Origin of the sequence: Herbidospora galbida (assembly GCF_005233835.1) — a bacterium.
GTDB lineage: Bacteria > Actinomycetota > Actinomycetes > Streptosporangiales > Streptosporangiaceae > Herbidospora > Herbidospora galbida.
Genome location: NZ_SZQA01000031.1, coordinates 55,966 through 80,205 on the forward strand (window position 1 = coordinate 55,966; position 24,240 = coordinate 80,205).

General features: G+C 70.0%; 25 protein-coding genes. 14 read left to right on the plus strand and 11 right to left on the minus strand.

The genetic code is table 11. The annotated features are described in order from the left end of the window. Positions 1-2: 2 nt before the first annotated feature. Positions 3-1,394, plus strand: a complete 1,392-nt coding sequence (locus tag FDA94_RS27615; RefSeq protein ID WP_137249995.1) for an aminobutyraldehyde dehydrogenase — start codon at positions 3-5, stop codon at positions 1,392-1,394. Here the strand turns inward: FDA94_RS27615 and FDA94_RS27620 are convergent. From FDA94_RS27620 to FDA94_RS27640, 5 genes are all read right to left on the minus strand, one after another. Then, complete coding sequence (locus FDA94_RS27620) at positions 1,348-1,980, minus strand: hypothetical protein (protein ID WP_137249996.1); 633 nt, start codon at positions 1,978-1,980, stop codon at positions 1,348-1,350. The genes FDA94_RS27615 and FDA94_RS27620 overlap by 47 nt on opposite strands. Beyond that, complete coding sequence (locus FDA94_RS27625; RefSeq protein WP_137249997.1) at positions 1,973-3,214, minus strand: DUF7224 domain-containing protein; 1,242 nt, start codon at positions 3,212-3,214, stop codon at positions 1,973-1,975. Before FDA94_RS27625 ends, FDA94_RS27620 begins: the two co-directional genes overlap by 8 nt. Next, positions 3,211-3,969 (minus strand): ATP-binding cassette domain-containing protein, encoded by a 759-nt coding sequence (locus FDA94_RS27630; RefSeq protein WP_137249998.1) that lies wholly within the window; start codon positions 3,967-3,969, stop codon positions 3,211-3,213. Before FDA94_RS27630 ends, FDA94_RS27625 begins: the two co-directional genes overlap by 4 nt. A 74-nt stretch (positions 3,970-4,043) precedes the next feature. After that, complete coding sequence (locus FDA94_RS27635) at positions 4,044-4,328, minus strand: hypothetical protein (protein ID WP_137249999.1); 285 nt, start codon at positions 4,326-4,328, stop codon at positions 4,044-4,046. A gap of 529 nt (positions 4,329-4,857) precedes the next feature. Next, entirely contained in the window at positions 4,858-5,592 is a 735-nt protein-coding gene (locus FDA94_RS27640) for a GntR family transcriptional regulator (protein WP_246060191.1), read from the minus strand. Between the two features lie 136 nt (positions 5,593-5,728). Here FDA94_RS27640 and FDA94_RS27645 point away from each other — a divergent pair, with 136 nt between their 5' ends. The 5 genes from FDA94_RS27645 to FDA94_RS27665 are packed head-to-tail and all read left to right on the plus strand — an operon-like array spanning position 5,729 to position 11,541. Beyond that, positions 5,729-6,997 carry an extracellular solute-binding protein gene (locus tag FDA94_RS27645; protein ID WP_137250000.1) on the plus strand — a complete coding sequence of 423 codons (1,269 nt, stop codon included), beginning with the start codon at positions 5,729-5,731 and terminating at the stop codon, positions 6,995-6,997. A gap of 59 nt (positions 6,998-7,056) precedes the next feature. Further along, positions 7,057-8,013, plus strand: a complete 957-nt coding sequence (locus FDA94_RS27650) for a carbohydrate ABC transporter permease (protein ID WP_212735537.1) — start codon at positions 7,057-7,059, stop codon at positions 8,011-8,013. Continuing rightward, positions 8,010-8,831, plus strand: coding sequence for a carbohydrate ABC transporter permease (locus tag FDA94_RS27655; protein ID WP_137250001.1), 822 nt, complete (start codon positions 8,010-8,012; stop codon positions 8,829-8,831). Before FDA94_RS27650 ends, FDA94_RS27655 begins: the two co-directional genes overlap by 4 nt. 15 nt (positions 8,832-8,846) lie before the next feature. Continuing rightward, entirely contained in the window at positions 8,847-10,118 is a 1,272-nt protein-coding gene (locus FDA94_RS27660; protein ID WP_137250002.1) for a beta-N-acetylhexosaminidase, read from the plus strand. A 46-nt stretch (positions 10,119-10,164) separates the two neighbouring features. Next, entirely contained in the window at positions 10,165-11,541 is a 1,377-nt protein-coding gene (locus FDA94_RS27665; RefSeq protein WP_137250003.1) for a cellulose binding domain-containing protein, read from the plus strand. 54 nt (positions 11,542-11,595) lie between these two features. On the opposite strand, the gene FDA94_RS27670 is transcribed toward FDA94_RS27665, so the two are convergent. Genes FDA94_RS27670 through FDA94_RS27685 form a run of 4 tightly spaced genes read right to left on the minus strand, consistent with a single transcriptional unit; the run spans position 11,596 to position 14,547 of the window. Then, the gene (locus tag FDA94_RS27670) at positions 11,596-12,570 is read right to left on the minus strand and encodes a CU044_5270 family protein (RefSeq protein ID WP_137250004.1); all 975 of its coding nucleotides are present in this window, start codon (positions 12,568-12,570) and stop codon (positions 11,596-11,598) included. After that, entirely contained in the window at positions 12,563-13,150 is a 588-nt protein-coding gene (locus FDA94_RS27675) for an RNA polymerase sigma factor (RefSeq protein WP_137250005.1), read from the minus strand. Before FDA94_RS27675 ends, FDA94_RS27670 begins: the two co-directional genes overlap by 8 nt. Positions 13,151-13,210: 60 nt before the next feature. Then, entirely contained in the window at positions 13,211-13,897 is a 687-nt protein-coding gene (locus FDA94_RS27680) for a DNA alkylation repair protein (protein WP_137250006.1), read from the minus strand. After that, the gene (locus tag FDA94_RS27685) at positions 13,894-14,547 is read right to left on the minus strand and encodes a TetR/AcrR family transcriptional regulator (protein WP_246060192.1); all 654 of its coding nucleotides are present in this window, start codon (positions 14,545-14,547) and stop codon (positions 13,894-13,896) included. The genes FDA94_RS27680 and FDA94_RS27685 overlap by 4 nt, the downstream gene beginning before the upstream one ends. Before the next feature lie 64 nt (positions 14,548-14,611). Here FDA94_RS27685 and FDA94_RS27690 point away from each other — a divergent pair, with 64 nt between their 5' ends. The 5 genes from FDA94_RS27690 to FDA94_RS27710 all read left to right on the plus strand — a co-directional run bounded on the left by FDA94_RS27690 (position 14,612) and on the right by FDA94_RS27710 (position 19,134). Continuing rightward, positions 14,612-15,913, plus strand: coding sequence for an alkaline phosphatase D family protein (locus FDA94_RS27690; protein ID WP_137250007.1), 1,302 nt, complete (start codon positions 14,612-14,614; stop codon positions 15,911-15,913). A gap of 73 nt (positions 15,914-15,986) precedes the next feature. Beyond that, positions 15,987-17,474: a glycoside hydrolase family 3 protein gene (locus tag FDA94_RS27695; protein WP_137250008.1), complete on the plus strand. Its 1,488-nt coding sequence runs from the start codon at positions 15,987-15,989 to the stop codon at positions 17,472-17,474. Between the two features lie 170 nt (positions 17,475-17,644). Continuing rightward, positions 17,645-17,902 carry a hypothetical protein gene (locus tag FDA94_RS27700; protein ID WP_137250009.1) on the plus strand — a complete coding sequence of 86 codons (258 nt, stop codon included), beginning with the start codon at positions 17,645-17,647 and terminating at the stop codon, positions 17,900-17,902. Positions 17,903-17,947: 45 nt separating this feature from the next. Continuing rightward, positions 17,948-18,208, plus strand: a complete 261-nt coding sequence (locus FDA94_RS27705) for a hypothetical protein (RefSeq protein WP_137250010.1) — start codon at positions 17,948-17,950, stop codon at positions 18,206-18,208. 113 nt (positions 18,209-18,321) lie between these two features. Then, positions 18,322-19,134 (plus strand): ATP-grasp domain-containing protein, encoded by an 813-nt coding sequence (locus FDA94_RS27710; RefSeq protein WP_246060193.1) that lies wholly within the window; start codon positions 18,322-18,324, stop codon positions 19,132-19,134. Here FDA94_RS27710 and FDA94_RS27715 read toward each other — a convergent pair. After that, the gene (locus tag FDA94_RS27715) at positions 19,131-19,892 is read right to left on the minus strand and encodes an SDR family oxidoreductase (protein ID WP_137250012.1); all 762 of its coding nucleotides are present in this window, start codon (positions 19,890-19,892) and stop codon (positions 19,131-19,133) included. The genes FDA94_RS27710 and FDA94_RS27715 overlap by 4 nt on opposite strands. Before the next feature lie 209 nt (positions 19,893-20,101). Here FDA94_RS27715 and thrS point away from each other — a divergent pair, with 209 nt between their 5' ends. From thrS to gad, 3 genes are read left to right on the plus strand one after another with little or no spacing between them, the layout of a single operon-like run. After that, the gene (gene thrS, locus FDA94_RS27720; protein ID WP_137250013.1) at positions 20,102-21,307 is read left to right on the plus strand and encodes a threonine--tRNA ligase; all 1,206 of its coding nucleotides are present in this window, start codon (positions 20,102-20,104) and stop codon (positions 21,305-21,307) included. Between the two features lie 43 nt (positions 21,308-21,350). Further along, positions 21,351-22,568 carry an aspartate aminotransferase type Ic gene (locus FDA94_RS27725; protein WP_137250014.1) on the plus strand — a complete coding sequence of 406 codons (1,218 nt, stop codon included), beginning with the start codon at positions 21,351-21,353 and terminating at the stop codon, positions 22,566-22,568. Between the two features lie 47 nt (positions 22,569-22,615). Continuing rightward, the gene (gene gad / locus FDA94_RS27730) at positions 22,616-23,986 is read left to right on the plus strand and encodes a glutamate decarboxylase (RefSeq protein ID WP_137250015.1); all 1,371 of its coding nucleotides are present in this window, start codon (positions 22,616-22,618) and stop codon (positions 23,984-23,986) included. Here the strand turns inward: gad and FDA94_RS27735 are convergent. Then, complete coding sequence (locus tag FDA94_RS27735; RefSeq protein ID WP_212735538.1) at positions 23,980-24,225, minus strand: 2-phosphosulfolactate phosphatase; 246 nt, start codon at positions 24,223-24,225, stop codon at positions 23,980-23,982. The genes gad and FDA94_RS27735 overlap by 7 nt on opposite strands. Between the last annotated feature and the right edge of the window lie 15 nt (positions 24,226-24,240).

A 24,240-nucleotide genomic window follows, 5' to 3' on the forward strand; every position in this document is an offset into this window, starting at 1 on the left:
ACATGACGACTCTGATCAACCCCGCGACCGGCCAAGTCATCGAGGAGATCCCCGACAGCACCGATGTCTCCGCGAAGGTGGCCGCCGCGCGGGCGGCCTTCGAGCAGTGGCGCGAGGCGACCCCGGGGGAGCGGGCCCGGGTCCTGCTGCGGCTGGCCGACCTGGTCGAACGCGACGCCGACGAGCTGACCCGGCTGGAGGTCGAGGAGACCGGCAAGCCGGCGGCGGTGTTCCGCGACGGTGAGCTGCCCTTCGCCGCCGACAACCTGCGCTTCTTCGCCGGCGCGGCCCGCTCGCTCGACGGCACCGGCGCGGGCGTGCTCAGCGCCGGCTACACCTCGGTGCTGATCCGGCGGCCCGTCGGCGTGGTCGGCTCGATCGCGCCGTGGAACTTCCCGTTCATCATGGCCGTCTGGAAGGTCGGCCCGGCCATCGCGGCCGGGAACGGCGTGGTCATCAAGCCCGCCCCGCGCACCCCGCGCACGACGCTGCGCCTGGCCGAGCTGATGATCGAGGCGGGCGCGCCCGAAGGGCTGCTGGGCGTCGTGACCGGCGGCGGCGACGTGGGCCAGGCCCTCGTGACCGACCCCGGCGTCGACATGGTGAGCGTCACCGGTTCGACCGCGACCGGCAAGGCCGTCATGCGCGGCGCCGTCGACGGCCTCAAGCGCGTCCACCTGGAACTCGGCGGCAAGGCCCCGGCCCTGGTGTTCGCCGACGCCGACCTGGAGGCGATGGCCTTCGGCGTGACGATGGGGGCCACGTACAACACAGGACAGGACTGCACAGCGGCGACCAGGGTCTACGTGGAGCGATCACGCTACGCGGAGGCCGTGGACGCCCTTGCGGCCGCGCTGGAGAAAGTGCGTCCGGGCGATCCCTGGGCCGAGGGGACCGACATCGGTCCGCTCATCTCCGCCGAGCACCGGGACAGGGTGCACGGCTTCGTCGCGCGGGCGTCGGGCCGGGTCGTCCGTGGGGGCGATCCGCTCGACGCTCCCGGCTACTACTACGCGCCGACCCTGGTCGCCGACGCTGACCAGTCCTCCGAGATCGTGCAGGGGGAGGTGTTCGGGCCCGTCCTCGTCGCGCTGCCGTTCGACGGGGAGGACGAGGCGGTGCGGCTGGCCAACGACACCCCCTACGGGCTGGCGTCGTCGGTCTGGTCGTCGGACGTGTCCCGGGCGCTCCGCGTCAGCCACCGGCTCGACGTGGGGGTGACGTGGGTCAACGACCACCTGCCGATCGCGTCGGAGGCGCCGCACGGCGGGGTGAAGGGGAGCGGGTTCGGCAAGGACATGAGCCAGGAGGCGGTCGGGGAGTACTCGGTGACGAGACACCTGATGATCAAGCACGCCGCCCCGGCGGCCAGAGACTCCTTCCGGCCGGCCTAGCGACCAGGGCGGCCACCCCGCCGGTCAGCACGGCTCCCGCCGCGACCCAGGACCACAGACTGTCGTAGACCATGAACTGCCAGGCCCACCAGCGTGGCCGGACGCCGTCCGAACCCCAGAAGTCGACCAGTACGAAGGCGCCAACCGGTACGACCCATGACAACGACCGGCTGAACAGACGGCCGGAGATGAGGGCCAGGCCGACGTAGATCAGGAGGTTGCGCACCCCTTCGGCGGCGCCTCCCGGCGAGCCGGTCACCAGGGTGGCCGTGCCGAGCAGCGCCGCCGCCAGCAGCAGGGCGGCGGCCAGGTGGGCCACCTCGGCCCGGGCCAGCCGTCCGGACGCGGCCTGTTCGAGTGAGGCCATGGAGCTGTGCAGGCTCCCGGCGGCCAGCATCGCGAAAGGGAGCGGCGTCGCCACGGTGCTGGCCATCTCCGTCCACCCTCGGCTGTTGGCGGCGGGCAGCACGAAGTCGTGGCCACCCGCGATGACCGCCACGACCGTGGCGGCGGCGTACCCGGCCGACACCTGCGCCAGATGGTGGGCTTGGGCGTAGCGCCGGAGCCCCGCCCAGCAGTCAGTCACGGCAGTCACCACTGATGCCTCTGATCGCCGCGAGACGCTCGGCGACCCATTCGGCCTGGGCGTTGTCGGGCAGCCCCAGGACGCGCGCGATCTCCCGAAGGTCCACGCCGGGGGGCCCGCCACCGGCGCCGAGGGCACGGGCGTCACCGAGACCGCGAACCTGTAGGTAGGCGTCGAGAGTGAAAACCTGCTGGGAGTAGCGCTCCTCGGCGCCTCCCGGCACCTCGCAGTCCGGCAATGTACGCGAGAGCACCGTCGAGGCCATGAACATGGGTACCGACAACTCGCCGGCCAGGAACTGGAAGTCGCCGCCGGCCTCCGGGTGAGCGGCCGAACGCAGCCCCTTCTCGTAGAAGGCGGGGGGCACTGTGAGCACCCCGTTGGGCAGGGACGAAAACCTGGTCGCCATGGCGCTGACGACGGGCAGGTACTTGCGGTTCTCCGGCCACACGCACACCTGCGGTGTCCCGTCTGAACATAACGCCGACGCGGGCGCCGGACGCTCCACCTGCACAGGCCCGGCCATGGCCACCGCCACGAGCCCGGCCGCGCCGGCCACTCCGGCGCCCCTCCGCGCCCACTGGCCGCCGCCGGCCGCGCGCGGCGGGATCGCCAGCGCGAAACCGGCGATGAGCAGGACGAACGCAACTCGTACCGCCAGCGCGGCAGGGGAGACCTCGACCTGGGGATGCCCGGACAACACGTAGAACCGGAAAGGACGCAGCATGGTCTGGCCGAATAGGCAGACCGCGACCGCGATCGGCGGCACGAACCGCGACTCCCACAACTTGCCCGCCAGGTGCCCGGTCGCCGCGCTGAGCACCACCAAACAGACCCCGAGCGCGAGGTAGGACGGCCATAGAAACCCAGGTCCCGCCTCCGGCGTGCTGACCACGGCGGCCAGCACGGCCCCCGGGACGAAGGCGGCCAGTCCGTAGAAGACCGTGCTCGCCAGCAGTGGCAGTTCGACCCGCCACCGGGCCCGGGTCGAGGCGGCCAGCTGCTCGGTCAGCCCGGCCCGATGCACCCGCCCCGCGACCCACGCCGCGCCGCCCCCGAGAACGAGCCCGAAGAAGTACGCCGGCAACTGCGCCGCCGCGCTGGCCTGAGGCCACACCCCTATCCACGCGGTGTCCCGGCCGACCAACATGGCCACGTCGAGCGCCATGAGCACGGGCAGCCACCAGCGCAACGGGGAGCGGCGAACCTCCGTCCAGAAGACGCCGAACCTCACGCGACCGCCCCCTGAGCGGCCAGCACGCTCATGTATCCGCGCTCAAGAGGGCTGTCGCCCTCAGCGTCCGGGGCCGCCACCTCACGAAGCGCCTCGGGATCCCCCCGCCACACCAGCCGTCCCTCCGCCATGACCACCACGTCGTCGCAGACGGCGGCCACGTCCTCCACCAGATGAGTGCTGAGCACGACCGCGACACGGTCGTCCTTGAGCTTGCGCACCAGTGAACGGAACTCCAGCCGCTGCGCCGGATCGAGCCCAACCGTCGGCTCGTCGAGCAGTACCAGCTGCGGGCGGCCCACGATCGCGGACGCGATGCCACATCGCCGGATCATGCCCCCCGACAACGACTTCAGCTTGGCGCGCGATCTGTCGGTGAGATCGACGAAACCGATCGCCTCCCGGGTCGCGGCGTCCGCCTCCCGGGCCGGGACACCGCGCAACCAGGCGCTGTAGCGGACGAAGTCGTAGACCGTGAAACCCGGGTAGTAACCGAAGTGCTGCGGGAGATACCCGATGCGACGCCGTGCCTCCATGGTCGCGCGACGTGAGTCGACCGGAACCCCGGAGATCGTGATGGCACCGCGCTTCGGCGGTACGACGGTCGCCAGGGTTCGCAACAAGGTCGTCTTGCCGGCGCCGTTGGGCCCGAGCAACCCGAGTACGCCGTGCCGGATGTCGAGATCCAGATCGACGATGACGTCCCGCCTGCGATACCCCTGCCTGATGCCGCGAAGTTTCGCGACCGGCTCCATCAGGTGTCACTCCATTCACCGAGACGGGTGCCCACCCATGGTGAGCACCCGTGGATTACCGGTTGGTTCGTGTCTCAGCTGAACAGCAGATACGCCTGGTTGACCGAGATCGTGCACTCGCTGCTGGCGAAGGTGCCGGAATAGCCCTTGGGGAGGGAGTAGGAGCCGAGCTCCAGATCCAGTTCGAAAGCGCAGTCGCCGTACAGGTAAACGGGCCAGATGGCCTGGGTCGCCTTGCTGCACTTACCGGCGAAGGCGGTGTCCCACCACTGCGCATAACACCCCCAGGTCGAGGGGGAAGTGCCGGCGGCGTTGGCCGTGGTCGTCACGCCGACGACGGCACCGGCTGCGAGCGCCACGGCGGCCAGACTGATTCCGGCACGTCTTAAGCCCAACTTGGGTCTCACTGAGGTGTAGCCTCCTCTTGCATCGTTGATGCGCTGCGGACGCTGATTCTTCGCGGGACTGGCGTCCGCAGCTAATGACGGGCCCAATCTGATCACGATGACCAATTGAAGTCAACGTAGGCCGAATTCACGTTCCCTTGCTTGAGTGATGTGTACCGGATGGCACTCGGAGACCGCGATCGCCGCGAATGTATTGGGTCAGTGACATTCCGTTCCGACTGATCGTGTCGGCCCCTGGATAATGGGTTACGGTAATGTGGCCGAAATGCGAGCCTCGGTTATGCTTGGATGGCGTGGCCGAGATCGAGGTCTTCGTTTGATTCTTCCTGTGCAGGAAATCGTTTGTTCGGGGTTGCCGGGGTGGGCAATGCCGCTGGTGTGAGGCCGTCCGTTAGTGCTTATCTGCTCTTGTTGTGACGCATTGGTTTATTGGCGTGATCGGTGAATGTGGAATTCGATTCCATCGAACGGTTTTCTCCGGTCACCCGGACTCGGCGTCGAAATAGAGCTCTGACGTCACCCGATAGCGGTCCCCCCGGTAGATCGACCGCGTGAACTCCACAATTCGCCCGTTCACGTCCCGCGTCGTGCGCTCCACCAGCAGGGCCGGGAAGTGTTCCGGCACCCCCAGCAGTTCCGCCTCCGTCTCGTCGGTGACCGTCGCCTCAATGGTCTGCACCGCGCTGCGCACGTCGACGCCGAACCGCTCACGCAGCACCTTGTAGAACGACCCCGTCTCCATGTCGGCGGGTTGCAGCCCGGCCACCAGCTCGTGCGGCAGGTGGAGGCGTTCGATCGCCATCGGCGCATCGTCGACGACGCGGAGCCTGACCACCCGGAGAACGGGGGTGGCGGGGGCCAGTTGGAGGCGGCTGGTCAGCTGGGGGCCGGCCGGCGAGGAGGCGAACTCCAGGATCGCGCTCAGCCATTTCCCCTCGGCCGGCGGCGCGTAGAACGATCCAGTCTGGGTCGCCGACAGCGCCTGGGTGACGCGCTGGGGGCCGGTGAAGGTGCCGCGGCCGTGTTCGCGGACCAGGACGCCCGAGCGCACCAGGTCGTCTATGGCCGCCCGCAGGGTCGGGCGGGAGACGCCCAGTTCCTTGCACAGGTCGCGCTCCGACGGGATGGCCTCGCCGGGTTTCTTGTCGGCCACGTAGTCGAGCAGGAAGTCGCGTACCCGGTCGCGCTTCAGCCCCGCCCGCATGTTGACAGTCACGCTCCCGACCTTACCAGCGTCTTACCAGTTGTCGAATGTAAACACTGAATAACGGGTCTTGACGGGTCTACTGGTTAAGACCACTCTAGCGCCAGCAGGCAGATTGCTTACCAATATCTGACCACTGGGAGAACCAATGGCCCCCCGGTTCCTCGCCGCGGCGGCGGTTCTGGCGCTCGCCGCCGGGCTCACCGCATGCGGCTCTTCGTCCACCGAATCGCCCACTGACAGCACCGCGCCCGCCGCGACCGCGCTCACCGTCTGGATCATGCGCGACAGCATGTCCGACGCCCTGCTCGGCACCTTCGAGCGCGACTTCGAGGCCGCGCACCAAGGGGTCACCCTCGACGTCCAGATCCAGGAGTGGGACGGCATCGGCCAGAAGGTGACCAGCGCCCTGGCCAGCAACGACGCCCCCGACGTGATCGAGGTGGGCAACACCCAGGTCGCCGAGTACGCCGCCAGCGGCGGCGTGAAGGACCTCACCGACAAGGTGACCGAACTCCAGGGCGCCGACTGGCTGCCCGGTCTCGCCGATCCCGGCAAGATCGACGGGAAGCAGTTCGGGATCCCCTGGTACGCCGCCAACCGCGTCGTCATCTACAACAAGGACCTGTTCGAGAAGGCCGGCGTGACCGCCCCGCCCGCGACGCGGGACGAGTGGATCGACGTGACCACCAAGCTCAACGCCGACGGCAACCAGGGCATCTACCTGCCGGGCCAGAACTGGTACACCCTGGCCGGGTTCATCTGGGACGAGGGCGGCGACCTGGCCGTCAACGAGGGCGGCACCTGGAAGGGCGGCCTCGACAGCCCGCAGGCGCTGGCCGGGATCGACTTCTACAAGAAGCTCCAGGCGCTGGGCGAGGGGCCGAAGGACTCCGACGAGGCCAACCCGCCGCAGGCCGACGTGTTCGCCAAGGGCGACGTGGCGCAGCTCATCTCCTCGCCGGGCGGCGCGGTGGCCATCGAGAAGGCCAACCCCGACCTGGCCGGCAAGCTCGGCTTCTTCCCGATCCCCGGCAAGACCGCCGACAAACCCGGCGCCGTCTTCACCGGCGGCAGCGACCTGATCATCCCCGAGGCGTCCAAGAACCCCGATCTCGCGTACGAGGTCATCAAGGCCCTCGCCGGAGAGAAGTTCCAGACGGCGATGGCCACGGAGATGTCCTACGTGCCCAACCGGGTCTCGCTGGGCGGCGTGCTGACCAGCGAGGGCGCGGCCGCGATGGCCAAGGGCGCCGCCAACGGCCATGCCACGCCGAACTCGGCGAACTGGGCGGCGGTCGAGGCCAAGAACGTCATCAAGGAATACATGACGACCTACCTGACCGGCACGAACGGCGCGGCGGAAGCCGCCAAGGCGTCCCAGGTCATCGCCGACATCCTCAACACCAAGTCCTGACCCGGTCTCGGGCCCGTCCGGGCGGACGGGCCCGCTCGTACAGAGAAGGAAGGACTTCTGTGGTCACGCAGGCTCCCGAGCGGCCCGTCGCCGCGGCGGCCCCGCCTCCACCGAGGCGGCGGCGCGGCCTCCCGGCCCTGTGGCCGTACCTGCTGGTGATCCCGACCGTCGCGGGCACCGCCTACCTGCTGTTCTATCCGCTGATCCGCAGCGTGATCATCTCGTTCCAGCACTTCAGGACCGGTGAGCTCATCAGGGGCGGGGCCGCGTTCGTGGGGCTGGAGAACTACCACGAGGCGCTGGGCTCGGCGGAGTTCTGGGCGGTCGTCAGAAGGACCCTGGTCTGGACGGGCGTCAACGTCGTCCTGATCATGGTCATCTCCACCCTGGTCGCGCTCATGGTCGCGCGCCTCGGGAAGAGGCTGCGGCTCGCGGTCCTGGCGGGGCTGGTGCTGACCTGGGCGACGCCCGTCCTGGCCGCGACCACGATCTTCCAGTGGCTGTTCCAGTCGAAGCTGGGAGTGGTCAACTGGCTGCTGACCAGTGTCGGCTTCACCCGGTTCGACGGGTACACGTGGTTCGCCGACGGGACCGCCACGTTCGCCATCATGGTGCTGCTCGTCGTCTGGCAGTCGGTCCCGTTCGCGGCCCTGACCCTGTACGCCGGCCTGACCACCATCCCGCAGGAGCTGTTCGAAGCCGCCCGGATCGACGGCGCGACCGGCTGGCAGGTCTTCCGCGACGTCACCTTCCCCATGCTCCGGCCGCTGTTCGGGCTGATCACGTCGCTGGAGATCATCTGGGTCTTCAAGTGCTTCGCCCAGATCTGGGCGATCAGCCAGGGCGGCCCGGACGGCGCGACCACGACCCTGCCGGTGTACGCCTACCAGGTCGCCCAGTCGCTGCACAAATACGACCTCGGCTCGGCCATCTCGACCCTGACCGTGCTCATCCTCCTGGTCGTGCTGGTCCCGCACCTGCGCCGCATGTACAAGCACGAGGGAGCGGACAAGTGATCAAGCGTCTCCCCATCACGCTCGCCGCCCTGTCGGTGCTGGTCGTCTCGGTCTTCCCCGTCTACTGGATGGTCGTCACGGCGTTCAAGCCCACTCGGGACATCCAGGCCGACACCCCCCAGTTCCTCCCGCTCCACCCCACGCTCGAACACTTCGAGACCGCGATCGGCTCCGAGGGTTTCGCGCTGTTCTGGCGCAACTCGCTGCTGGTCTCGCTCGGCGCGGTCGTGCTCAGCCTGGTCGTGGCGCTGCTGGCCGCGTTCGCGGTCGCCCGGATGCGCTGGCGGGGGCGCAAGGCGTTCATCCTCATGGTGTTCATCGCGCAGATGGCCCCGTGGGAGGCGCTGCTGATCCCGATGTTCATCATCGCCCGCGACACCGGCATGCTCGACAAGCTCTCCATGCTGACGCTCATCTACTTCATGAGCACGCTGCCCTTCACGATCGTCACCCTGCGCGGGTTCCTCGCGGCGATCCCGGAGGAGCTGGAGGAGGCCGCCCAGATGGACGGCGCCAGCCGGACCGCCGCGTTCCGGAAGGTCGTCCTGCCGCTGCTCGCGCCGGGGCTGATGTCCACGTCCCTGTTCGGGTTCATCACCGCGTGGAACGAGTTCGCGTTCGCCAACGCGCTGATCATCAAGAACCAGGACGACCGCACGCTGCCCGTCTGGCTCTCGTCCTTCTCCAACGTCTTCGGCACCGACTGGGGCGCCACCATGGCCGCCGCCACGCTCTTCATGCTGCCGGTTCTGCTGATCTTCCTGATCCTCCAGCGCCGGGTGACCTCAGGGATCATCGCCGGCGCGGTCAAGGGCTGAGAAAGGAAACCCAACGTGATCATTCCGCGGCCACGTGACCTGGCCGTCCTCGGGGGCTCCGTCGCGTTCTCCGAGGATCTCGTCCGGCACCGACCCGATCCGGGCCTGCCGGAGGAGGGCTATCGCCTGACTCTCAACGAGGGCGGCATCGAGCTGGCGTCCGGCGGGCCCGCCGGGGCCTACTACGGGCGGCAGACGCTCCGCCAGCTCGGCGAACGGCTCCCGGAGGGGGTGATCGAGGACGCGCCCCGGTTCGGGTGGCGCGGGGTGATGCTCGACGTGGCGCGGCACTTCATGCCGAAGGCGTTCATCCTGCGGCTGATCGACCTGATCGCCGAGCTGAAGCTGAACGTGCTGCACCTGCACCTCACCGACGACCAGGGCTGGCGGCTGGAGATCCGGCGTTACCCGCGTCTCACCGAGGTTTCGGGCGACCACTACACCCACGAGGACATCCGGGAGATCGTCGCCTACGCGGCCGACCGGTTCGTCCGGATCGTCCCGGAGATCGGCCTGCCGGGCCACGTGCAGGCGGCGCTGGCGGCGTACCCGGAACTCGGCAACGACCCCTCGGAGACCTACGAGGTCTGGACGAAGTGGGGGATAAGCGAGCACACCCTCAACCTGGAAGAGGAGACCATCGCCTTCTTCCAGCACGTCCTCGACGAGGTCTGCGACCTGTTCCCCGGCGAGTACGTCCACGTCGGCGGCGACGAGTGCCGTAACGACGAGTGGGAACGCACGCCGCGCGCCCAGGAGCGCATCCGCGAGCTCGGCCTGCCCGGCGCGCACGCCTGCCGGGCCTGGATCACCGCGCGGATGGCCGAGCACCTGGCGAAGAAGGACAGAAAACTCGTCTATTGGTACGAGAAGCCCGACGGCCCGCCCGGCGCCACCACCATGACCTGGCTCGACGAGGAGAGCGGCGAGCTGGCCGCCCTCGAGGGCCGCGACGTCGTATTGGCCCCGCACCTGCGGACCTACCTCGACTACCCGCCCGAGCAGGAGGCCGGTCCGTTCTTCCCCGACCGGGTCCTGTCGCTGTCGAACACCTACCACTTCGCGCCCCCGTCGGCGCCGGGGATCATCGGCGTCCAGGCCCAGCTCTGGACCGAGTACATGCCGACCCCGGCCGACGTCGAACGCCAGGCCTTCCCCCGGCTGCTGGCCTTCGCCGAGGTCGCCTGGGGATCGGCGGGCGACTACTCCGACTTCCTGCGCCGTCTCGACCCCCATCTGACCCGCCTGGCCGCACAGGGCGTCTCGGTGGGTCCGCTCATCCCATAAAGAAAGGAACGATGTGTCCAGCAAGAAGTGGTTAGCCGGCGGACTGATGTCCGCCCTCGCCGTCATCGGCCTGGTGGCGCTGCCGGCCGAGGCCGCCACCGCCGTCAAGGTCCAGTACAAGACCAGCGCCTCCGGCGCCCAGGCCGACCAGGTCGAGCCCTGGCTGAACCTGGTCAACACCGGCACCACCGCGGTGGCGCTGAACACCGTCAAGGTCCGCTACTACTTCAAGGCCGAGTCGGCCTCGCAGCAGTACCGCTTCGCCTGCTCGTGGGCGGTCGTCGGCTGCGCCACGATCACCGGCACCTTCGGCACGATCTCGCCCGGCACGGCCACCGCCGACCGCTACCTGGAGATCGGCTTCACGAGCGGCTCGCTCGCCCCGGGCGCCTCCACCAGCGACATGCAGCTGCGGTTCTACCGGGCCGACTGGCAGCGCATCACGCAGAGCGACGACTACTCGTTCGGCGCGCAGGCCTCGTACGCCGACTGGAACAAGATCACCGTCTACCAGTCTGGCGCGCTGCTGTGGGGCAACGCCCCGGCGGGCGGCAACCCCAGCCCGTCGCCGTCGCCGTCGGCCTCTCCGAGCACGTCGCCGCCGCCCGGTGGCAACAACGGCGTCGTGTTCGACGACTTCAGCTACACCTCGCACACCGACCCGAACATCAACGCGCACAACTGGACGATCCGCACCAACCAGGGCGGCCCCGGCATCCCCGGCGCGACCTGGCCGGCGTCCAACGTCACCTTCCCGACCGTGAGCGGCAGCAACAAGGCCCTGCAGCTCAAGTCGGTCACCGACGGCACCTCGTCGGGCACCCAGCAGTCGGAGGTGCTGCACCAGCGCAAGTTCCTGGAGGGCACCTACGCCGCCCGGGTCTTCTTCACCGACACCCCGACGACCGGCCCCGACGGCGACCACATCGTGCAGACCTTCTTCACGATCACCCCGCTCAACCAGGACCTCGACCCCAACTACAGCGAGCAGGACTTCGAGTACCTCCCCAACGGCGGCTGGGGCGAGCCCGCGAACATCATGTACGCCACCTCGTGGGAGACCTACCGCAACGAGCCTTGGCTCGCGGTCAACACCCACACCGCCAACCGCATCAGCTACGCGGGCTGGCACGACCTGGTTCTCCAGGTCTCCGGCGGCGAGATCAAGTACTACATCGACGGGCAGCTGTTCGCCACCCACGGCGGCGACTACTACCCGGAGACCGTGCAGTCGGTGAACTTCAACCTGTGGTTCATCAGCGGCGGTCTCGTCGGCAGCAGCACCCAGCGTCAGTGGATCCAGCAGGTCGACTGGTTCTACCACGCCAAGAACGAGGTGGTCGCGCCCGCCACCGTCATCCAGCGCGTGAACAACTACCGCACCGCGGGCACGAGCTGGGTCGACACCGTCCCGGCGAGCTGACCCTCCCCGGCTGACGACGGCTCGCGCGCATTCGGGGCGCGCGAGCCGTTCGGCCTACCCGGGGATCCGCCCCGGCTCGTCGACGACGCCGTCCGCGATCACGGCGCTGACGAACCTGGTGCCCGCCGGGACGTCGATCGTGTGGATGCGCTCGTCCCGCAGCTGGTCGACCCGCCTGCCGAGGAACGCGGAGGTCGTCTCGTCGAAGATGAGATACGACCGCGAGGTGACCTGGCGGTAGAGGTCGCGCCGGACGCCGGAGCCGGGCACGTCCCCCTCGAAGGCCACGCCGATGCCGGTCCGGCCGGCCGCGTCGCGGACCCCGGCGTCGACGCGCACGCCCGGGATCTCGGCCAGCGCCCGGAAGATCGCCCCCCTCAGCTTGGGCGGCAGCGGAACCTCCTGGTAGAGGAAGACCGAGAACACCCGGAAGGCCCGCGCGTCCTCGTGCTCGCCGTCCGCTTTCCAGACCGGATCGTTCTTCACGTGGTCCAGCAGCCGCGCCGGGTCGGTGGGCAGCTCGGCGAACTCGGCCGCGAACTCGCGCGGGGTGAGCTGGTCGTCGCCGGGTTCAGGCTCGATGGCCAGGTGCTCCATCCCGCCCTGCGCGCGGCGGAAGGACTGCGCGGTGCCGTCGAAGCGGGTCCAGTACTCCTCGGCGATCGGCGCGGGGTCGTCGCCGTTCTGGACGAGGAGCTTCCAGTACACCCACTGGTCGTCTCGGGGCGCCGGGACGGGCGCGCCACGCTCGGCCACCCGGGCGGCCCGCCGCAGCACCACCTCCGCGTTCATCGGCCGGATCCCGCCGGTGACGACCGGCCGGGCCGTCGTCGGCAGGTCCGGGACCGGCATGCCGATGCCGCCCACCACCACGACGGCGACACCTGTCGCGGCGGCCACCAGGAGCAGGGGAGGGGCGAGCCGGACGCGGCGGCGGCGCATGGCGCGGGTGCGCAGGGCGTCGAGCCGGTCGGCGGAGGGCTCCGGGGCGTCGGCGCGCAGCCCGCCCAGCAGCTTCAGGTCATCCACGGCTGGCCTCCTCTTGGACGGCGGACGGGTCGCTCCCGCCCAGGGCCGCGCGGGTCTTGCGCCGGGCCCGGTGGAGGCGCGACCGCACCGTGCCGACGGGGATGCCGAGGGCCCGCGCCACCTCCTCGTAGCTGAAGTCGGCCCAGGCGACCATCAGCAGGACCTCGCGGTCGGCCGGCGACAACACGGCGAGCGCCTCGGCCAGCTCCCGGTGCAGCGCCGAAGCCGACACCCGCGCCTCCACCCGGTCGGCGTAGCTCTCGGCGACCTCGTCGACGCCAGTCCTGGCCAGCGCCCGGTAGGCCCTGACCTCGGCGCGGCGGTGCCTGCCGATGAGGTTGGCGGCGATGCCGTAGAGCCACGGGCGGGCGTCGCGGTGGGCGGTGTCGTAACGCCCGAGCCGGCGCAGGGCCGTCAGGAACGTCTCGGCCACCACGTCGTCGGCCAGCGAGTCGCCGAGACGGCGGAGCACGTAGCGGTGCAGCGCGGGCGCGTGCCGGTCGAACAGGACGGAGAAGGCGGCGGGATCCCGCCGGGCACGGTCGATCACCTCCGCGTCGTCGGGGCCATGGGTGATCAAGCGGGCGCTCCGTTCCTCGGGGCCGATCACCCTGCTTTCACCCGATGGCGGGAATCGGGTTCACCGGCCGTCGCCCGGCACGTTCTTGAGGGCCTCGCGCCGCGACAGGCCGCTGAGACCCTGGTGCTCGACGTAGCGCACCACCTCGCGCGGGTCGGTCTTGGCGTATTCGCGCAGCGCCCAGCCGATGGCCTTGCGGGCGAAGAAGTCGGTGTCGGACAGGCTCGGCTCGATGCAGGCGTAGAGGAGCGCGCTGTCGGTGTGTTCCTTGAAGGTGTTCTGCGACAGGATCGCCGTGCGGCGTTTCCACAGGTCTGGGCCGTGGGCCCAGTCGAGCATCGTCGGGCGCATCGTCTCGGGGAACTGCCGTAACAGGGTGCCCACCCGGTGGACGGCCAGTTCGTCGACCAGGTCCCACCAGGCCCCGGTGACGATCATCTCCTCGTACATGGGCAGGGTGTAGAGGGTCTGCCACGGGCGGTAGAAGCGGAAGCCCGTCAGGTCGATCGCCGCGTAGCGCTCCTCGCGGTACTTCGCCTCGCGCCACAGTTCGAGGACGGCCCGGCGCCACACCGGCGCGGAGTCGAGCCGGTGGGCGGCGAAGACCTTCTTCAGCGCCAGCCGCCGCGGCCCGCTCTGCACGCCCAGGAAGGGCATCTCGGACTTCATGTACGCCCGCATCACCGGCGCCTTCTCCGGGTCGGCGAGGTCGCCGAGAGCGGCCCGGACCGCGTCGACGAGGCTCATCCCGGCTGGTCGGTCCGCTCTCCGGTCGCCAGGCCGTCGAACAGGACCGTGATGTAGTGGTCGGCGAGCGCGGTGGTGTTGAGCCGCCCGCCCGGACGGAACCAGCGCACCGCCACCCAGATCGAGTCGCGCAGCATGCGGTAGGTCAGCTTCGGGTCGACGTCGGCCCGCAGCTCGCCGGTGGCCTGGCCCTTCTTGATCTGCTCCATCCACATGCGCTCGATCTCGTCTTCGGCCTTCACGAGGTAGTCGAAGCGGTGGTGCTCCAGCGAGCGCAGGTAGTTCCAGTCGTTCTGCATGACGGTGATCGCGGCCCGGTGGGGTTCGAGCGTGGCGAAGCCGGTGCGGACCATCTGGGCCAGCACCTCGGCCGGGCCCTTGCCCGAGTCGAGGATCACCCGGTAGCGCGCGGTCAGGTCGTCGAGGAACGTGCGCAGGACCTCGTCGACGATCGACTCCTTGGAGTCGAAGTGGTGGTAGAGGCTGCCGGACAGGATCCCGGCCTCGTCGGCGATGTTCCGGACGGTGGTGGCCTGGAAGCCCTTGCGCGCGAACAGTTCAGCCGCCAGTTTGACCAGGTGGTCGCGGCGCTCCGAGGCGGTCACCCCGTGGGTTCTGCGCGCCGTCGCGGTGCTCTTGCGCTGGTTCACCCACCCATTATGAGCCGTTGGGGCCGACGGACCATTCAGAGCGCGGAATCGGCGATGATCGAGGATGGCGAAAATCAAATTCCCGTTCACACTGGGCGTCGCCTCGGGGGAGCCCGCGCCCGACGGCGTCATCATCTGGACCCGGCTCGCCCCCGACCCCCTGAACGGCGGCGGCATGCCCGCGAGCGCGTTCGACGTGCGGTGGGAGGTGGCCGAGGACGACAGGTTCGCGAAGCTCACGGCCTCGGGCACGACCAGGGCCCAGCCTTCGGGCGCGCACTCCGTGCACGTCAAGGTCACCGGCTTACGCCCGGCGTCGGTGTACTTCTACCGCTTCCGCGCCGACGGCCACACCTCGCGCGTGGGCCGTACCAAGACCGCGCCCGCGCCGGCCTCGACGGCGCCGCTGAAGATCGCGGTGGCGAGCTGCCAGCGCTACGAGCACGGCCACTTCACCGCCTACAAGCACCTGGTCGCCGACGATCCCGACGTCGTCCTGCACCTGGGCGACTACATCTACGAGTACGGCAAGCCCGCGGTCGCCGAGCCGGGCCGCTACGTACGCCCCCTGAAGGACTCGACCGCCGCCTGCACCACCCTCAACGCCTACCGCGAGCGGTACGCCCTCTACCGCCTCGACCCCGACCTCCAGGCCGCCCACGCCGCCGCCCCCTGGATCACCATCCCCGACGATCACGAGGTGGTGAACAACTACGGGGGCCGTACCGGCGACCCCAAGCGCAGGAAGGCCGCCTACCAGGCCAACGCCGAACACCTGCCCTACCGCGTCAAGCCGGCCGGCGACGCTATGCAGTACTACCGCCGGCGCACGTTCGGCGCGGTGCTCGACCTGCTGGTGGCCGACGCGCGGCAGTACCGCGTGGCGGGCGACATCCTCGGCCCCGCTCAGACGACGTGGCTGCTCGACCGGCTCAAGACCTCCACCGCCCGCTGGACGGTCCTCGCCCAGGCCCTGTTCTTCGCCCCGCGGAATCCGCCGAGCGCCGACGCCTGGGACGCCTACCCGCAGAGCCGGCGGAAGGTCCTCGACGCCGCGCCGGAGAACTTCGTGGTGCTGAGCGGCGACGTCCACAACGCCTGGGCGGCCCGCCTTGACAGGGGCGTGGAATTCGTCGTGACGTCGATCAGCAGCGCTCCGCCCGCCGTCCGCGACGACGCCCTGGAGCGCAACCCGCACCTCGCGTTCTTCGACGGCCGGCGCGGCTACCTGGTCGCCCACGCGTCGATGGAGGAGTTCACGGTCGACTACCGCGCCGTCCCGTACGTCGACCGCCCCGGCGCCCCCGTGTCCACGGCAGCCTCCTTCCGCGCCGTCGGTAACAAGCTCGAACGAATCGACTTGTGAAATTGCAGGTAAGACCTCTAGCGAATAGGAAACTTTCCTATTAGATTTCGGGCATGCCCAAGTGCGGTGCCGCATGACGCGAAGCACGGAGCTGCTGCGTCTGGCTGATTCGGTCATCCTCCCCGGCTTCATCGGGACCTCGCCCCCCGACTGGCTGCGCAGGCGTCTCGCCGACGGCCTCGCCGGGGTGGTCTTGTTCTCCCGGAACGTCGACACGCCGGACCAGCTGGCGGCCCTGACGGCCGCGCTGCGCGCGGAGAACCCCGCGCTCCTGGTCGGCATCGACGAGGAGGCGGGCGACGTCACCCGGCTGGAGGCCCGTACGGGCAGCTCCCGCCCCGGGAACTACGCCCTCGGCGTGGTCGACGACGTGCATCTCACCGAGGAGGTGGCCAGAGACGTCGGACACGACCTGGCCGCCGCCGGGGTGACGATCAACTTCGCGCCCGCCGCCGACGTGAACTCCAACCCCGACAACCCGGTGATCGGGCTGCGCTCCTTCGGCGCCGACCCGGGCCTGGTCGCCCGCCACACGGCGGCCTGGATCAGGGGGTTGCAGTCGGCCGGCGTGGCGGCCTGCGCCAAGCACTTCCCCGGCCACGGGGACACCTCGCTCGACTCCCACCACAGCCTCCCGGTGGTCGCGGTCAGCCGCGAGGAACTGCACGAGGTCGAGCTCTGGCCGTTCCGCGCCGCCATCCAGGAGGGCGTGCGGGCGATCATGACGGGGCACCTGGTCGTGCCGGCGTACGACGAGGTGATGCCGGCCACCCTGAGCCCGCGCATCCTCACCGACCTGCTCCGGGGCGAACTCGGCTTCGACGGCGTGGTGATCACCGACGCCGTCGAGATGGCCGCCGTCTCGGCGCCCTACGGCATCGGCGGCGCGAGCGCCCGCGCGGTGGCCGCCGGGGCCGACTCGGTCTGCGTCGGCGGCGAGCACGCCGACGAGGCGACCTTCGACCACATCCGCGAGTCGATCGCCGACGCGGTCGTGAGCGGCCTGCTGCCGGAGGCCAGGCTGTACGAGGCGTGCGCCCGGGTGGCCAAGCTGGCCGCCTGGCGGCTGCCCGCCCAGGACCGGGTTCTCAACGGCGGCCCGGTCGGCCTGGCCGCCGCCCGCCGCGCGATCAGGGTCAGCCACCACGACGGCGCCCGCCTGCCGCTCAGCGCGGCACCCCACGTCGTCGAGCTGGCGCCGGACACCAACCTGGCCATCGACAAGGGCCAGCCCTGGGGCGTCGCCGACCCGTTGGGAGCGCTCCTCCCCGGCACCACGGTCACCCGGCTGGGCGAGGCCGAACTGGCCGACGGCATCCCCGCCGACCTGCTCGACCGGGCCGCCGACCGCCCGCTCGTCGTGGTCGTGCGCGACGCCCACCGCCACGCCTGGCAGATGGACGCCCTCGGTCACATGCTGGCCGCCCGCCCCGACGGCGTGGTGGTCGAGATGGGCCTGCCGGGACGCACCGACCTGGGCGCGGTGCACATCGCGACCCACGGCGCGTCGCGGGTCTGCGGTCAGGCGGCGGCGGAGACCTTGACCGGTCGTTTGCCGTGAAATCCCCATAATCAACGGCCTCGCGGGCGCAGCCGCGGGGCCGTTTCTCTTTCCAGACCAAAATTCTGATCACAGAGTGCTATCAATCGACTACGCAGAGCTATATGCTCGGCAGTGCTTTGACCGGCCAGTCAAACAGACCGTCAAGGAAAGCGCGAGAAGGAGCCGTAGTGATCAAGAAGATCTGCGTGACCAGTGCGATGCTCGCGGCCGCCGCGGGTGCGAGCCTCGTCGCCACCCCGGCCCACGCCGACACGTGGTCCGACAACTGGAGCGCGAACATCGGTTCGGCTCAGTCGGGCAACAACTTCGGCTGGGTCGCGGCGCGCAACGCCGGCTCCGGCCGTTCGACGAACGTCAACACCATCAACGGCATCTCCGCTACCGCAACGGGCGGCAGCGTGACCGTGGTCTACATCTTCAAGTAAACCGCGGCCGCGTCCCCAGCACTCACCCCACCCGAAGGAGAGAACATGATCAAGAAGCTTGCCCTGACCGGTGCCGTCCTCGCCGCCGCCTGTGGCGCGAGCCTGATCGCCGCGCCCGCCCACGCCGACACCTGGATCAGCAACGGCAGCGTGAACCGCGGCTCCGCCCAGTCGGGCAACGTGTTCGGCAACGTGGCCGCGACCAACATCGGCGGCGGTTCGTCGACCAACTCGAACACCATCAACGGTGTCTCGGTGACCGCGCGCAACAGCGTCGCCGGCCTCGCCTACCGCTTCGACGACTAGTCGTCGACTCCGGCGCGCGCCGGGCTCTCCTTCCGGGCCCGGCGCGCGCCGTCGTGCGTTGCGGCGATGATGGGGTCTTGTACGTCATGCCGCACATGCAAGGGGAAATCTCGATGAAGGCCGCTTACGTCACCTGGGACGGCCCCGATCCGGAACGCGAGACGGTGCTCTCGGCGTGGCTCGCCGAGGGGATCGAGGGCGCACCCGTCCGCTGGGACGACCCGGAGGCCGACTGGTCGGAGTTCGACGCGGCCGTGGTCCGCTCACCGTGGGACTACGTCGGCCGGCGTGACGAGTTCATCGACTGGGCCTGGCGGGCCGAACAGCACACGCGGCTGCTCAACCCGGCGTCGGTGCTGGCGTGGAACACCGACAAGACCTACCTGAAGCACCTGGGCGTGCCGACCGTGCCGACCCACTGGAGCTCGCTCGCCCTGCCCGACTGGGCCGAATACGTCGTCAAGCCGACCATCTCGGCGGGCGCCCGCGACACCATCCGCACCGCCTCGGCGCAGGAGGCCGCGGCCTTCGCCGCCTCCCTTGAGGCGCAGGGCCGGCCGATCATGGTGCAGCCCTACGTCGAGAGCGTCGAGCACGAGGGCGAGCTGTCGCTCCACTACTTCAACGGCCAGTTCAGCCACGCGGTCCGGCGCACCCCGCTGCTCATCCCCGACATCGGCGACCTCAACGACGCCGGCGCCAAGGCCACCCTGCGCGACCCCGACGACGACCAGTTCGACCTGGCCGAGGAGATCCTGGGCAAGGTGGCCGAGCCGCTCCTCTACGCCCGGATCGACCTCGTGCGGATGCCCGGCGGCGAGCCGGTGCTGATCGAACTGGAGCTCACCGAGCCGTTCCTCTACCTCGACACCGAGCTGGAGGCGCCCAGCTTCTTCGCCCGCGCGCTGAAGGAGATGCTGGCCTAGCCGTGGGCGGTGATCCCGCCGTCGACCGGGATGACGGTCCCGGTGAGGTAGGAACCGGCCCGTGAGGCCAGGAAGATCGCCGTCCCGGCCATGTCGTCGGGACGGCCGATCCGGCCCAGCGGCACGGCGTCGGCGACCATCTGGCGGGCCTGCGGGTCGTCGAGCACGAACGACATCATCTTGGAGTCGAACGGGCCGGGGGCGATGGCGTTGACGGTGATCGACTCCTTGGCCAGGCGGTCGGCCAGGTGCCGGGTCAGCATGTGGACCGCCGACTTCGTGGCCGAATAGGCGTAGCTCTCCATCGCCGGGGTCCTGATGCCGTCGACCGAGCCGATGTTGATGACCCTGGCCGGGTCCTCCGGGGTCGCGGCCTTCCTGAGCAGGGGGAGGAAGCGCTGCGTCAGGGCGAAGACGCCCTTCACGTTGATGTTCCAGAGCTTGTCGAAGGCCGAATCGGGATAGTCGTCGAGGGGCGCGCCCCAGGCCGCGCCGGCGTTGTTGACCAGGACGTCGAGCCGGTCGTGGCGGGCGGCGACCAGGTCGTGCACGGCCTCGACGCCCTCGCGGGTGGACAGGTCGGCCTGGACCGACTCGCAGCCCAGCGCCCCGGCGGCCTCCTCCAGCTGGTCCTTCTTGCGGGCGGTGATGTAGACGGTCGCGCCCGCCTCGGTGAACCCCTGGGCGATCATCCGGCCGATCCCGCGCGACCCGCCGGTCACCACGACGGTCTTGCCTTCGACGGAGAAGAGAGTCATGAGCCGAGGGTACCGACCGGTCGGTCTGTTAGGAATCGGGAGGACCTCGCGGTGGTGCGCGTGCTAGCGTTCGAGTCATGCAGCGCGCCTTCATGACGACGACGCCGGACTCCGTCCCGGCGCGCTGATCACTGCCTTACTTCGAAGCCCGGGGCGCACGCCCCGGGCTTCGGTGTTGTGTGCGTCCCCTTCACCACAGGAGACGCATCGTGTACGACCACCGCAAGCTCGGCCGTGAACTCGACCTGTTCGACGGCGATCCGCTGATGGGCGCGGGACTGCCCTTCTGGCTGCCCGACGGCGCCGCGGTCCGGATGGCGCTGGAGGACTACGTCCGCGACGTCGAGAGACGCAACGGCTACCGGCACGTCTACTCGCCGATCATGGGCAAGCGCGAGCTCTACGAGATCTCCGGCCACTGGGACCACTACCGCGACGACATGTACCCCCCGATCTCCATCGGCGAGGAGCAGGTGGTCCTGCGGCCCAGCCTGTGCCCGCACCACGCGCTGATCTACCGGTCGCGCGGGCGCAGCTACCGCGACCTGCCGCTCCGGCTGGCCGAACTCGGCGGCATGTACCGGTCGGAGCTGTCGGGGGTGCTGGGCGGGCTGACCCGCGTCCGGGCCATCCAGCTCAACGACGCGCACATCTTCTGCACCGCCGACCAGGCCGTCGAGGAGGCCCGCGCGGCCCTCGAACTGATCGCCGCCGCCCACGCTGCGATGGGGATCAAGCCCGTCCGCCACCGCCTGTCGCTGCCGGGGTCCTCCGGGAAGTACGTCGCGGTCCCGGGCCTGTGGGAGCGCGCGGGGGAGATGCTCCGCGAGGTGCTCCACGACGTCGAGTACGAGGCCGTCGAGGGCGAGGCCGCGTTCTACGGGCCGAAGATCGACATCCAGATCGCCGACAACCTCGGGCGGGAGTCGACCCTGTCGACCGTCCAGATCGACCTCTACCAGCCCGCCCGGTTCGACCTGGAGTACACCGGCCCCGACGGGGCCAGGCACCGGCCGGTCATGGTCCACCGGAGCATCGTCGGGAGCGTCGAGCGGGCCGTCGCCCACCTGATCGAGGTGCACGGCGGCGCGTTCCCGGCCTGGCTCGCGCCGGTGCAGGTCGCGGTGCTGCCGCTGGGGGAGGACGAGGTCGCGTTCGCCGACGGGGTGGTCCGGCGGTGCGCCGACCTCGGGCTGCGCGCGTCGCTGTCGGGGCCCGAGAAGGGGAGCCTGGGGGCGCGGATCCGGGAGGCGCGGCTGGCGCCGTACCAGCTGATCGTCGGGTCGCGGGAGGTCGCCGCCGGCGAGGTGTCGATCCGGCTCCGGGACGGGCGGAAGCTCGCCGCCCTGCCGGTGGGGGAGGCGCTGGCGAAGATCGGGGAGATCACCTCGCGGCGGGGGACCGAGCTGTGGTGACTAAGCTTTCGATGACCGCCCATTACTACCGAGGGAACCCGCGATGAGCGACGTGCGTGCCGAGTACGAGGAGCTGAAGGCCAGGGGACTGAAGCTCGACCTGACCCGGGGCAAGCCCGCCTCGGCCCAGCTCGATCTGTCCACCCCGATGCTCTCGCTGCCTGGGACGTCCTACCGCTCCGCCGACGGCACCGACACCCGCAACTACGGCGGGCTCAACGGCCTGGCCGAGCTCCGGGCGCTGTTCAGCGGCTTCCTCCAGGTCCCGGCCTCGCAGCTCATCGTGGGCGGCAACTCCAGCCTCGCCCTCATGCACGACGCGATCGTCCACTGCCTGCTGGGCGTGCCGCTCGGCGCCGCCCGCCGGTGGGCCGACGCGGAGCGGGTGGCCTTCCTGGCGCCCGTACCGGGCTACGACCGGCACTTCGCGCTGTGCGAGCGCTTCGGCATCGAGCTCATCCCGGTCGCGATGACCCCCGCCGGTCCCGACATGGACGAGGTCGAGCGCCTCGTCGCCGCCGACCCGGCGATCAAGGGCATCTGGTGCGTGCCGAAGTACTCCAACCCCGACGGCACGACCTACTCGGCCGAGACCGTCGCGCGGCTGGCCACCATGACCACCGCGGCGCCCGACTTCCGGATCTTCTGGGACAACGCCTACGCCATCCACCACCTCTTCGACGAGGAGGCCGAGCTCGCCGACCTGCTGGCGCTTGCCACCGAGGCGGGCAACGCGAACCGGGTGTTCGTGTTCGGGTCGACGTCCAAGGTGACCCTGGCCGGTTCGGGCGTCTCGTTCTTCGGCGGCTCGCCCGAGACGATCGCCTGGTTCCTCGGCTACATGGGCAAGGGCACGATCGGCGCCGACAAGGTCAACCAGCTACGCCACGTCGAGTTCCTGCGCGACGAAGACGGCGTACGGGCCCACATGCGCGCCCACGCCGACCTGATCCGGCCCAAGTTCGAGACCGTCGACCGGATCCTGTCGAAGGAGCTGTCGGGCCTGGCGACCTGGTCGTCGCCGCTCGGCGGCTACTTCATCTCGCTCTCGGTGCCCGAGGGCACGGCGAAGGAGGTCGTGCGCCGGGCCGCCGAGGCCGGCATCGCGCTGACCCCGGCCGGGGCCACCCACCCCTACGGCAAGGACCCGTCCGACTCGGTCATCCGCATCGCCCCCACGTTCCCCGACACGGCGGAACTGGAGGCGGCGATCAGCGGCCTGGCCGTCTGCGTACGGCTGGGGGCGGCCGAGCGCGCCTGAGCGCGCCTTACCCGAGGTGAGCGCTCGATGACTGATAGACATCGAGCATGGCGTTGCACTCCGGACACGCGCACCACAAGCACCCGGCGTCGCGATCGGTCAACCCGGTCACGGCGCTGGGTCTCGACCTGACCGCGCCCACCCACCGGCTCTTCGACGCGCCGGTGCCCGCCGAGGCGGCGTGGCAGTTCGTCCACGACGAACTGATGCTCGACGGGAACGCCCGGCTCAACCTGGCCACGTTCGTGACGACGTGGATGGAGCCGCAGGCCGCCCGGCTGATGGCCGAGTGCGCCGACAAGAACATGATCGACAAGGACGAATACCCGCAGACCGCCGAGTTCGAGCGGCGCTGCGTCTGCATCCTGGCCGATCTGTGGAACGCCCCTTCGCCCTCCGACGTGATCGGCACCTCGACGACGGGTTCGAGCGAGGCGTGCATGCTGGCCGGGATGGCGCTGAAACGCCGCTGGTCGGGGCCTGGGAAACCCAACCTGGTCATGGGGGCCAACGTCCAGGTGTGCTGGGAGAAGTTCTGCCGCTACTGGGAGGTCGAGCCCCGGCTGGTGCCCATGTCGGGGGAGCGCTTCCACCTGACCGCCGAGGAGGCGGTCAAGTACTGCGACGAGAACACCATCGGCGTGGTGGCGGTGCTCGGCTCGACCTTCGACGGGTCGTACGAGCCGGTGGCGGACATCTGCGGGGCGCTCGACGCGCTGCAGGACGCGCGGGGGTGGGACATCCCCGTCCACGTCGACGGCGCCTCGGGCGCGATGATCGCGCCGTTCCTCGACCCCGGGCTGCTGTGGGACTTCCGGCTGCCGCGGGTGGCGTCCATCAACACCTCGGGGCACAAGTACGGGCTGGTCTATCCCGGGGTCGGATGGGTGCTGTGGCGGCACACCTCCTGCCTGCCGGAGGAGCTGATCTTCCGGGTCAACTACCTCGGCGGCGACATGCCGACCTTCGCGCTGAACTTCTCGCGGCCGGGGGCCGAGGTCGTGGCGCAGTACTACAACTTCCTGCGGCTGGGCCGGCAGGGCTACCAGGAGGTCCAGGGGACCTCGCGGGCGGTGGCCACCCACCTGGCGCGGAAGATCGGCGAGATGGGGGTGTTCCGGCTCATCTCCCGGGGCGACGAGCTACCGGTGTTCGCGTTCACGACGGCCGACTCTGTCACGGCCTTCGACGTCTTCGACGTGTCGCGGCGGCTGCGGGAGCGGGGGTGGCTGGTGCCGGCGTACACGTTCCCGAAGAACCGGGAGGATCTGGCGGTGCTGCGGATCGTGGTGCGCAACGGGTTCACCCACGACCTGGCCGATCTGCTGCTGGCCGACCTGGAACGGGTGCTGCCGGACCTGGAGGCGCAGCCCCATCCGATGCACCGGGACATGAAGGCGATGGGGTTCCATCACTGACGGCGCAGGACCGTGAGCGCGTCCTCCGTGCACGCCTCCGCCACGACGAAGCCGGCGCACAACACCAACGGGCCGTCCTTGAGCGCCAGGGCCTCGTCGAGCGACCCGGCCAGCGCGATCTTCTCCGCGCCTCGGGCGAAAGCCCAGGCGGCCAGGGTGAAGGCGCGCATGACGTCGACCACGACCGCCACGCGCGGGGTGTCGGTCAGTTCGGAGATGGCGAGGAAACGCGGGTCCATTCCGGTCATGATCGC

Excerpts from the sequence above, each read along its gene's own strand:
- FDA94_RS27615 (WP_137249995.1), top strand. The coding sequence starts at position 3 with ATGACGACTCTGATCAACCCCGCGACCGGCCAAGTCATCGAGGAGATC.
- FDA94_RS27630 (WP_137249998.1), bottom strand. The coding sequence starts at position 3,969 with ATGGAGCCGGTCGCGAAACTTCGCGGCATCAGGCAGGGGTATCGCAGG.
- FDA94_RS27645 (WP_137250000.1), top strand. The coding sequence starts at position 5,729 with ATGGCCCCCCGGTTCCTCGCCGCGGCGGCGGTTCTGGCGCTCGCCGCC.
- FDA94_RS27665 (WP_137250003.1), top strand. The coding sequence starts at position 10,165 with ATGTCCGCCCTCGCCGTCATCGGCCTGGTGGCGCTGCCGGCCGAGGCC.
- FDA94_RS27680 (WP_137250006.1), bottom strand. The coding sequence starts at position 13,897 with ATGAGCCTCGTCGACGCGGTCCGGGCCGCTCTCGGCGACCTCGCCGAC.
- FDA94_RS27690 (WP_137250007.1), top strand. The coding sequence starts at position 14,612 with ATGGCGAAAATCAAATTCCCGTTCACACTGGGCGTCGCCTCGGGGGAG.
- FDA94_RS27695 (WP_137250008.1), top strand. The coding sequence starts at position 15,987 with ATGACGCGAAGCACGGAGCTGCTGCGTCTGGCTGATTCGGTCATCCTC.
- FDA94_RS27705 (WP_137250010.1), top strand. The coding sequence starts at position 17,948 with ATGATCAAGAAGCTTGCCCTGACCGGTGCCGTCCTCGCCGCCGCCTGT.
- FDA94_RS27710 (WP_246060193.1), top strand. The coding sequence starts at position 18,322 with ATGAAGGCCGCTTACGTCACCTGGGACGGCCCCGATCCGGAACGCGAG.
- FDA94_RS27715 (WP_137250012.1), bottom strand. The coding sequence starts at position 19,892 with ATGACTCTCTTCTCCGTCGAAGGCAAGACCGTCGTGGTGACCGGCGGG.
- FDA94_RS27725 (WP_137250014.1), top strand. The coding sequence starts at position 21,351 with ATGAGCGACGTGCGTGCCGAGTACGAGGAGCTGAAGGCCAGGGGACTG.
- gad (WP_137250015.1), top strand. The coding sequence starts at position 22,616 with ATGGCGTTGCACTCCGGACACGCGCACCACAAGCACCCGGCGTCGCGA.
- FDA94_RS27735 (WP_212735538.1), bottom strand. The coding sequence starts at position 24,225 with ATGGACCCGCGTTTCCTCGCCATCTCCGAACTGACCGACACCCCGCGC.